We start from the raw sequence: 9330 nt of genomic DNA, 5'->3' as shown, positions 1-9330 counted from the left end.
TAGAGATGTTCCGTAAGCTTCTAGACGAAGGCCGTGCAGGTGAGAACGTTGGTGCACTTCTACGTGGTACTAAGCGTGACGAAGTTGAACGTGGTCAAGTACTAGCTAAGCCTGGTTCAATCACTCCACACACTAAGTTCGAATCAGAAGTATACGTACTATCTAAAGAAGAAGGCGGTCGTCACACTCCTTTCTTCAAAGGTTACCGTCCACAGTTCTACTTCCGTACAACTGACGTAACTGGCGATATCTCTCTACCAGAAGGCGTAGAAATGGTAATGCCAGGCGACAACATCCAAATGGTTGTTGAGCTAATTGCACCAATCGCAATGGACGAAGGTCTACGTTTCGCTATCCGTGAAGGTGGCCGTACAGTAGGTGCTGGTGTTGTTGCTAAGATCTTCGAATAATTCTTAACGAATTAAACGAAATCTTGCACTCTTCTTCTTTTTGAAGAAAGCGCATCAAGAAAAGGGAGGCTTCGGCTTCCCTTTTTCGTATTTGTTTTTTTTATTTAGTTATAAGCATAAACTGAAGGTGCTCCCTTCTTGTTTTTAAAAAACAACCTCTTACTTGAAGTATGTTTTTTCTGATTCGCAGTTCCCTCATAAGTGATTGATCCTCTCTTTCCCAACAAAAACCTATATAACGAAATGTTCTCAACACGCTCTCAATACGAGTGGTAACAAGAACAATTCCCGTTTATATTCTTGTCTTCGGTTTTTATTAGAAAGGTTTTTATATGTACGTTTGTCTTTGCCATGGCGTCTCCGACAAAAAAATTAGGAAGTTGGCGATAGATGAAGGTGTAACTGATATTCGAGGTATTAAGAGATGCACTGCTTTGGGGAGTCAGTGTGGTAAGTGCATTAAGCAGGCAAAAGAAATCCTAGCAGAAACACATTACACAGAATTAAGACAAGCCAGTTAACTACCTCATTGCTTTTTGAGGGTTACTTGGTCTCTTTGACACCTTCTCATTTGCTTCTAAAGTTAATAGAAGCCAAATAGGAGGGCTTTGTCATGAAAGGCGATCCAATCATCATCCAACATCTCAATAAAGTGCTCGGTAACGAGCTCATCGCTATCAATCAATATTTTCTTCATGCTCGTATGTATAAAGACAGGGGGTTAAAGCACCTTGCCGATAAGGAATACCACGAGTCGATTGATGAAATGAAGCATGCTGACCACCTTATCGAGCGGATCTTGTTCTTGGAGGGATTACCGAATCTTCAAGATCTTGGAAAGCTAATGATTGGTGAAGATACTAAGGAAATGCTCGAATGCGACCTTAAACTGGAGATGGCGGCCATTCCGGATCTAAAAGATGCGATTGCCTATGCCGAAGATATTCGCGACTATGTTTCGCGTGATTTATTTCAAGATATTCTCGAAGATGAAGAAGAGCATGTGGACTGGCTTGAGACCCAACTTGGCTTGATTGAAATGTCAGGTATTGAAAACTACCTTCAAGCTCAGTATGTCGATGAAGAGTAACGAACATACTGACGCATTGTTCAAAAAGAATTCATATCATAAAAAGAGCACCTGACCAGAAAATCAGGTGCTTAACACACTTATCTGGTCTAATCTCTTTTATTATCGGCTTTTTAAGGATATTGCTCGCAATCTTACCTATGAAGATTGATTTCTATCCTTTAGAATTTATGCCCCCTTACCTAAAAATAACAAAGAGAAACGATCCATGTCTGAAGACAATCGCCAAGCAGCCACCCCAGAAGAAGAACATCGCCAAAAAGCTCTGGATTACCATGCTTACCCAACCCCGGGTAAAATCGCTGTCGAATTAACTAAACCAGCCGAAACTGCTGGTGACCTTGCTCTTGCATACAGTCCTGGCGTGGCTGAGCCTGTACGTGAAATCGCGCAAAACCCTGACAACGTGTACAAGTACACGGCGAAAGGCAACATGGTTGCGGTTATTTCAAACGGTACTGCTATTCTTGGTCTAGGTAACCTTGGCCCACTTGCCTCTAAGCCTGTAATGGAAGGTAAAGCGTTACTGTTTAAGCGTTTTGCTGGCCTTGATTCAATTGATATTGAAGTGAAGCATCGCACGATCGACGAGTTCGTTGATACGGTTGCGAACATTGCTGACACTTTCGGTGGTATCAACCTTGAAGACATCAAAGCACCAGACTGTTTTGAAATTGAAAAGCGTTTGATTGAGCGTTGTGACGTACCAGTATTCCACGATGATCAACATGGTACGGCTATCGTGACAGCTGCAGGTATGCTCAATGCTATCGAGCTGCAGGGTAAGAAGCTTGAAGATTCAACGATTGTTTGTCTTGGTGCTGGTGCAGCAGCAGTTGCGTGTATGGAGCTGCTTATCAAGTGTGGCGCAATGCGCGAGAAGATCTACATGCTGGATCGCAAAGGGGTGATCCATACTCGTCGTGATGATCTGAATGAGTACAAGCAACTGTTCGCAAACAATACAGATAAGCGCACACTAGAAGATGTGATCGAAGGTGCAGACCTATTCCTAGGTGTATCTGGTCCAAATCTATTGCCACCAGAAGCGTTGAAACTCATGGCTGACAAGCCAGTTGTGTTTGCTTGTTCAAACCCAGATCCTGAAATTAAACCTGAGCTAGCACATGCAGTACGTGATGACTTAATTATGGGTACTGGTCGCAGTGATTATCCAAACCAAGTGAACAACGTGTTGTGTTTCCCTTTCATTTTCCGTGGTGCGTTAGATGTACGTGCGAGTGAAATCAATGACGACATGAAGCTGGCGGCGGTTGACGCAATTCGTGCATTGGCAAAAGAGCCTGTACCTGAATCGGTACTAAAAGCTGCAGGTGTTGAGAAGCTAGAATTTGGTAGCGACTACATCATTCCTAAGCCAATGGATCCACGTCTACTACCTCGCGTAGCAAAAGCGGTAGCTCAAGCGGCAGTAGATTCCGGTGTTGCTCGTATCGAGATGCCAGAAAACTACATGGCAGAGTAATTTACTCAGCCACATTGAACACAAAAATGGGACGCATTGACGTCCCATTTTTTATATCTCCAAAAACTGCCCCCGGCACAGCTCCTAAAGCGGATGAATTTGTAAGCAATTATTCTTCGTCAAATGCTTCGAATTCGATACCCATCGCCGTCATTAACGCTTTTGCTTCAGTTGGAATGTCATCCGGTCTGTCTTTACGAAGGTCTTCATCCGTTGGTAATGGCTGACCTGTATATGCGTGCAGGAATGCTTCACATAGTAGTTCGCTGTTGGTTGCATGGCGTAAGTTATTGATCTGACGACGAGTACGCTCATCAGTCAGCACTTTTAAAACTTTTAGCGGGATAGAAACGGTAATTTTTTTTACTTGTTCGCTTTTTTTACCGTGCTCAGCATATGGGCTAATGTATTCGCCATTCCAGTCAGCCATTGCACACCTTCATTTATGTAATAAGTTGAAAATTAATATAGGTGCTGATTTTAGCTGCATTTACTGCCACAAGCAAAGACATATGGACGTCTAGAAGTGTTGACGTCTCATTTTTTGACAAGTAAAGTGAACAGAACAGTTAAGGAAGAGTGTTGTTCAGATAGATCTGACAAATTAGATATAGCGCATTCCTATTTAGAAGTCATCACCTGTGAAAGGATACACCCATGAGCACCCGCAAGCCTGCGACCATTGCTGTACGCACTGGTATCGAATCAGACAGCCAATACCACGCTGTTGTTCCACCAATCTACCTTTCAACCAACTATGGTTTCCCTGCTTTTGGTGAAGTCCCTAAATACGATTACACGCGTTCAGGTAACCCAAACCGTGGTTTGCTAGAGAGTGCGTTATCAGAGTTAGAGTCTGGCAAAGGCGCAGTGGTGACTAACTGCGGTACTTCCGCACTTAACTTGTGGGTATCGGCTTTTCTTGGGCCAGATGATCTGATTGTTGCACCGCATGATTGCTATGGTGGCACATACCGTTTGTTCAATACACGAGCTAACAAAGGCGACTTCAAAGTGCAGTTTGTTGATCAATCGGATGAGCAAGCTCTAGAGGCTGCACTAGCGAAAAAGCCAAAGCTTATTTTGTTAGAAACTCCATCGAATCCTTTGGTTCGTGTGGTTGATATTGCAGCGGTATGCGAAAAAGCCAAACAAGTGGGCGCTTTGGTTGCGGTAGACAATACCTTTTTGACACCGGTGTACCAAAAGCCTTTGGAGCTCGGTGCTGATTTTGTTATCCACTCAACTACAAAATACATTAACGGTCACTCGGACGTGATTGGTGGTGTGGTGATCACCAAAACAGAAGCGCACGCAGAAGAGCTTGCATGGTGGGGAAACTGTATTGGCGCCACGGGTACGCCTTTCGATAGTTACATGACGTTGCGTGGGATCCGCACTTTAGGCGCCCGTATGCGAGTGCACGAAGAAAGCTCTCAACACGTACTCAACTACCTACAACAGCAGGCTTTGGTCGCGAAGATTTACCATCCGAGTTTGCCAGATCACCCAGGTCACGAAATCGCGAAAAAGCAGCAGTCGGGTTTTGGTTCTATGTTGAGCTTTGAATTTGCAGGCTCATTTGAGCAACTTAAAGTGTTTGTTAAAGAGCTCGAACTGTTTTCTCTTGCAGAGTCGCTTGGTGGCGTGGAGAGTTTGATTTGTCACCCCGCATCTATGACGCATCGAGCCATGGGGGAAGAAGCGTTAGCGGAAGCGGGCGTGTCGCATCAGCTGCTTCGTCTGTCTGTGGGGTTAGAGGATGCACAAGACCTGATTGCCGATCTCGATCAGGCCTTTGTAAAAGCTGCTCAGTAATAGGAGAACTAAAAATGAGTGTACAACGTCAGTTACATAAATTTGGTGGCAGCAGCTTAGCAAACCCTGAATGTTACTTACGTGTGGCCGATATTCTCAAAGAATACTCTGCCGAGAATGATCTGGTGGTGGTATCCGCCGCGGGGAAGACCACTAATCGCTTGATCGAGTTTCTGGAAGGTTTAGACAAAGATGGCCGTATTGCGCATGAAGCACTGCAAGGCTTAAGACAATTCCAGTCGGAGCTAATTGAATCTTTATTAGAAGGCGAGGTACAGACGCAATTGCTCGCTTCTTTGCACGATGAGTTCAGTACCTTAGCCGAGCTGGCTGCACCACTGACGGATGCGCAAAAAGCGGCAGTGTTGGGTCACGGTGAAGTGTGGTCTTCACGTTTATTGGCTGCCTTGCTTTCACAACAAAATGTTCCTGCGGTCGCACAAGATGCACGTGCATTTTTACGTGCAGAAGCAGGTACTCAACCGGAAGTTGACCGTGCGCGTTCTTATCCCCTGATTAAGGAGGCGTTGGCGCAACACAGCCACAAACGCGTCATCATCACCGGATTTATGGCGCAAAATGAGGCAGGAGAAACCGTACTGTTGGGGCGGAATGGCTCGGATTATTCCGCAACCGTAATCGGTGCTTTGGCGGAAGTGACAACCGTAACCATTTGGAGTGATGTTGCTGGTGTTTACAGTGCGGATCCTCGTTTGGTGTCGGACGCATGTCTGTTGCCTTTACTGCGCTTAGACGAAGCGAGTGAACTGGCCCGCCTTGCAGCGCCGGTCTTGCATAGCCGTACGTTACAACCTGTCGCGCAAAGCACGATGGACTTAAGCCTCAAGTGCAGCTATCAACCTGAATCGGGTTCAACGCGTATTGAGCGTGTACTTGCTTCTGGGCGTGGAGCGAAAATCATTACTTCTTTGGATGAGGTATTGTTGATTCAATTGTCCTTTAGACATGGTCATGACTTCAACAAAACCCAAAGTGATGTTTTAAAGTCTCTTCAACGTGCGCAACTCGAGCCACTCTCTTACGAAGCCCAAGCCGATCAGCAAAAATTACGCTTAGCGTACACCGCAGAGATTGCGACAGGTGCGCTGAAGTATCTACAAGATCTTGCGGTTGAAGCTGAAATCAAACTCAAAGAAGGCTATTCACTTGTGGCCGCTGTCGGAGCGGGCGTAACGAAGAATGCCAACCATTGTTTTGGTTTTTACCAAAAATTGAAGCACGCACCAGTTGAATTTGTTTCTGAAACTGAATCAGGTTTAAGCCTAGTTGCGGTACTACGTCGCACCGATACCGAAGCATTAGTACAGTTGATTCACAGCCAGTTATTCCAAGCGCAAAAGCGCGTAGCGGTAGCGTTATGTGGCAAAGGCAATATCGGTTCTAGCTGGTTAAATCTATTTGCGACTCAGAAAACAGAACTCGAAAAACGCCACGGTATGAGCTTTGACTTAGTCGCCGTTGTCGATAGCCAGACATATTGGTTTGATGAAAAGGGTATCGATGCGGCGGCGGTTGCCGACAAGTTTGATGATGAAAGTATTGAGAACGATGGGACGTGGCTGAGTCGGTTAGGCGATTTACAAGGTTATGATGAAGCTGTGGTATTGGACGTGACCGCGAGCAAAGAGTTGGCGCAACGTTATGTTGATATCGCCCAACAAGGCATCCATTTAATTTCTGCTAACAAAGTTGCAGGCTCTGCCGATAGTCAATATTACCATCAAGTGCAAGATGCATTCGCGAAAATCGGTCGTTACTGGCTCTACAACGCGACGGTTGGGGCTGGGTTACCTATCAACCATACCGTGCGAGATCTGCGTGAAAGTGGTGATGAGATTGTGGCGCTATCCGGAATCTTCTCGGGAACACTTTCTTGGCTGTTCCAGCAGTTTGATGGCTCGGTGCCGTTTAATGAGTTGGTCGATTTAGCGTGGCAACAAGGATTAACAGAACCGGATCCGCGTGCTGATTTAGATGGTTCGGATGTCATGCGTAAACTGGTTATCTTAGCGCGTGAGTCTGGTCTGGATATTGAACCGGATAGCGTAAAAGTGGAATCACTGGTGCCTGAAGAGCTGCGCTCTCTGAGTTTGGATGAGTTCTTTGATAATGGCGCACTGCTCAGTGAGATTCTTCAAGAGCGTCTAACCAAAGCACAAAGAGATGAGCAGGTGCTTCGATATGTGGCGCGCTTAGAGAAAAATGGCAAAGCGACGGTGGGCGTAGAAGCATTACCGCGCGAACATGCTCTGGCTAACTTGCTGCCATGCGACAACATTTTTGCGATTGAAAGTAAATGGTACAAGGACAACCCTTTGGTGATTCGTGGCCCAGGTGCAGGACGCGAGGTGACCGCTGGTGCAATCCAATCGGATCTCAACCGCTTAGCTGGATTATTCTAAACTTTGCGAGATACCTAAAAACCCTGGAATTCATCCGGGGTTTTTTATTCCTTCCTCAGTGCCATACTTAAAATAAGATTCGCCATTTTCAAACGTTGTTATGAGTAAATAGCAGATGCGAATTAACTTGAACTATCCTCATTATTAACGTGAGAAAAATTCATAATCACAAGGTTGACATTAAATCACATTCAATACATTCTGTAGACATATAGACGTCTAAACGTCGATTCAAGGATTTTGATTTCGTGGCGGAGTGCCACAGGGAGAGTAAGATGGGATACACGCACGCAGGCCATATCGACGCCTTAAACCAGAATATTGCTGAGTTGTCAGATAACATTAATGTCTCGTTTGAGTTTTTTCCGCCAAGCAGCGAAAAGATGGAAGAAACGCTGTGGAACTCTGTGCATCGTCTAAAAACGCTCAAGCCTAAATTTGTTTCGGTAACATACGGAGCAAACTCTGGTGAGCGTGATAGAACTCACTCCATTATCAAGGAAATCAAAGCAGAGACCGGCTTAGTTGCTGCGCCTCACCTCACTTGTATCGATGCAACACGTTCAGAGTTGATTGAGATTGCTGATGATTACTGGAATAACGGCATCGAAAATATCGTTGCGCTGCGTGGTGACATCCCACCTGGTGGCGGTGCTCCAGATATGTATGCTTCGGACTTGGTTGAGCTACTAAAATCTCGTCACGATTTTGATATTTCTGTGGCGGCTTTTCCAGAAGTGCATCCAGAGGCAAAAAGTGCTCAATCGGATCTGCTAAACCTAAAGCGTAAAGTGGACGCTGGTGCAAACCGTGCCATTACTCAGTTCTTCTTTGATGTGGAATCTTATCTGCGTTTTCGTGACCGCTGTGTTGCGGCGGGAATCGATGTAGAAATCGTACCGGGTATTTTGCCAGTATCGAACTTTAAACAAGCCTCACGCTTTGCCGCGCAGAATAACGTTAAAGTGCCAGGATGGATGAGCAAACAGTTTGAAGGTTTGGATGATGATCCTGTGACTCGCCAACTTGTAGGTGCAAGCCAAGCTATTGATATGGTTCGTGTACTAAGTCGCGAAGGTGTAAAAGATTTCCACTTCTATACGCTGAATCGTGCGGAGATGACTTATGCGTTATGCCATACTTTGGGTGTTCGCCCTCGTGTAGCCGTAGAAGCGTAAATCCGGTTTCAAAAAGACAAAAGGCTTGCCAAGTGGCAAGCCTTTTTCGTTGTCTCTAAGCAAAAGGAAATTAACCAATCACTTCAAGTTCTGTTAGAACTTCTTCTGCCCAAGTGATCCACGTTTCACGTAACAGTAGGTTACGACGAAGCGTTAGGCGCTCTAAACGAGCTTGTTTGTCCAAAGTTGAAGGCGTTGCGTAGTAAGCCGCTTCAATTTCTTTGTAGTGAGAAACCAGTTTACGAGACTCTTCAACAAGTTCTGCTAGTTGATCACGGAAAGGTGTTGATGGTTGAACAGCACAAGCCATAAGTTTCGCTGAAAATTCATCACGAACGGTTGGGTGTGCAGTTGGTTGATCAAACCATTCTCCAAGAGCGCTACGGCCTGCATCTGTGATGGAGTAAACCTTACGGTCTGGTTTGCCTTCTTGAGGTTCTAGTACGCAAGTAACCAGCTCTTTCTCGGCCATTTTATTTAGTTCACGGTAAACTTGTTGGTGGCTTGCTTTCCAGAAGTAACCGATGCTAGCAGAGAATTCTTTAGTGATATCGTAACCGGTTGCGTCGCGAGTGCTAAGAACAGTTAAGATTACGTGTGGTAATGACATGTCTTCAATCCAAATGGTCAATAAACTTGTAAACAAGCTACTTACACTTTCAGCTGCGCTCTTACTGGCGCTTGAGTTTTTTAATGTATAAGTAGCACCAACAAAGTTGGTCCTGTCACCTTAAAGCCGTTTATCACCTAGAGATGGGGATCCCCATCAGGGCTGGAGCAGGTATGATTGGATTTATGAGCTCTCAGCAGGCAAGTAGTATATAAATAATAAGCATGAAGTGGAATACTAGGACAAAATTACCCTGAAAAACTAACATAATACTCAATAGAGTTATTTTGTAGTTAATAATTCTAATTTGTTGGT

The 9330-nt window shown here is 45.1% G+C and carries 8 protein-coding genes and 1 pseudogene; 7 read left to right on the top strand and 2 right to left on the bottom strand.

What is annotated here, in order from left to right; genetic code table 11:
* The 4 genes and pseudogenes from tuf to UF05_RS16895 all read left to right on the top strand — a co-directional run.
* A pseudogene (gene tuf / locus UF05_RS16910) lies at nucleotides 1–410 on the top strand (elongation factor Tu); the annotation flags it as partial.
* 332 nt (nucleotides 411–742) lie between these two features.
* A complete protein-coding gene (locus UF05_RS16905; RefSeq protein WP_005496545.1) occupies nucleotides 743–931 on the top strand; it encodes a (2Fe-2S)-binding protein in 189 nt (62 codons plus the stop codon).
* Nucleotides 932–1023: 92 nt separating this feature from the next.
* Nucleotides 1024–1500 (top strand): bacterioferritin, encoded by a 477-nt coding sequence (gene bfr / locus UF05_RS16900; RefSeq protein WP_025533956.1) that lies wholly within the window; start codon nucleotides 1024–1026, stop codon nucleotides 1498–1500.
* Nucleotides 1501–1708: 208 nt separating this feature from the next.
* Nucleotides 1709–2986, top strand: coding sequence for a malic enzyme-like NAD(P)-binding protein (locus UF05_RS16895; RefSeq protein WP_005465132.1), 1278 nt, complete (start codon nucleotides 1709–1711; stop codon nucleotides 2984–2986).
* A gap of 109 nt (nucleotides 2987–3095) precedes the next feature.
* On the opposite strand, the gene metJ is transcribed toward UF05_RS16895, so the two are convergent.
* A complete protein-coding gene (gene metJ, locus UF05_RS16890; RefSeq protein ID WP_005432736.1) occupies nucleotides 3096–3416 on the bottom strand; it encodes a met regulon transcriptional regulator MetJ in 321 nt (106 codons plus the stop codon).
* A gap of 227 nt (nucleotides 3417–3643) precedes the next feature.
* On the opposite strand from metJ, the gene UF05_RS16885 reads away from it, so the two are divergent.
* The 3 genes from UF05_RS16885 to metF all read left to right on the top strand — a co-directional run bounded on the left by UF05_RS16885 (nucleotide 3644) and on the right by metF (nucleotide 8405).
* The gene (locus tag UF05_RS16885) at nucleotides 3644–4804 is read left to right on the top strand and encodes an O-succinylhomoserine (thiol)-lyase (RefSeq protein ID WP_005465135.1); all 1161 of its coding nucleotides are present in this window, start codon (nucleotides 3644–3646) and stop codon (nucleotides 4802–4804) included.
* 14 nt (nucleotides 4805–4818) lie between these two features.
* Complete coding sequence (locus tag UF05_RS16880; RefSeq protein ID WP_020904542.1) at nucleotides 4819–7227, top strand: bifunctional aspartate kinase/homoserine dehydrogenase II; 2409 nt, start codon at nucleotides 4819–4821, stop codon at nucleotides 7225–7227.
* 275 nt (nucleotides 7228–7502) lie between these two features.
* A complete protein-coding gene (gene metF, locus UF05_RS16875; RefSeq protein ID WP_005465139.1) occupies nucleotides 7503–8405 on the top strand; it encodes a methylenetetrahydrofolate reductase in 903 nt (300 codons plus the stop codon).
* Nucleotides 8406–8475: 70 nt separating this feature from the next.
* Here the strand turns inward: metF and UF05_RS16870 are convergent, their stop codons facing one another.
* On the bottom strand, nucleotides 8476–9015 hold the full coding sequence (locus UF05_RS16870; protein ID WP_005395734.1) for a PadR family transcriptional regulator: 540 nt from the start codon (nucleotides 9013–9015) through the stop codon (nucleotides 8476–8478).
* Nucleotides 9016–9330 lie beyond the last annotated feature (315 nt).

This window comes from Vibrio sp. S457-15 (genome assembly GCF_000960545.1).
Classification (GTDB): Bacteria; Pseudomonadota; Gammaproteobacteria; order Enterobacterales; family Vibrionaceae; genus Vibrio; species Vibrio parahaemolyticus.
The sequence above is the reverse complement of the archived record's forward strand: the minus strand, read 5'-3'. Positions and strand labels throughout refer to the sequence as shown.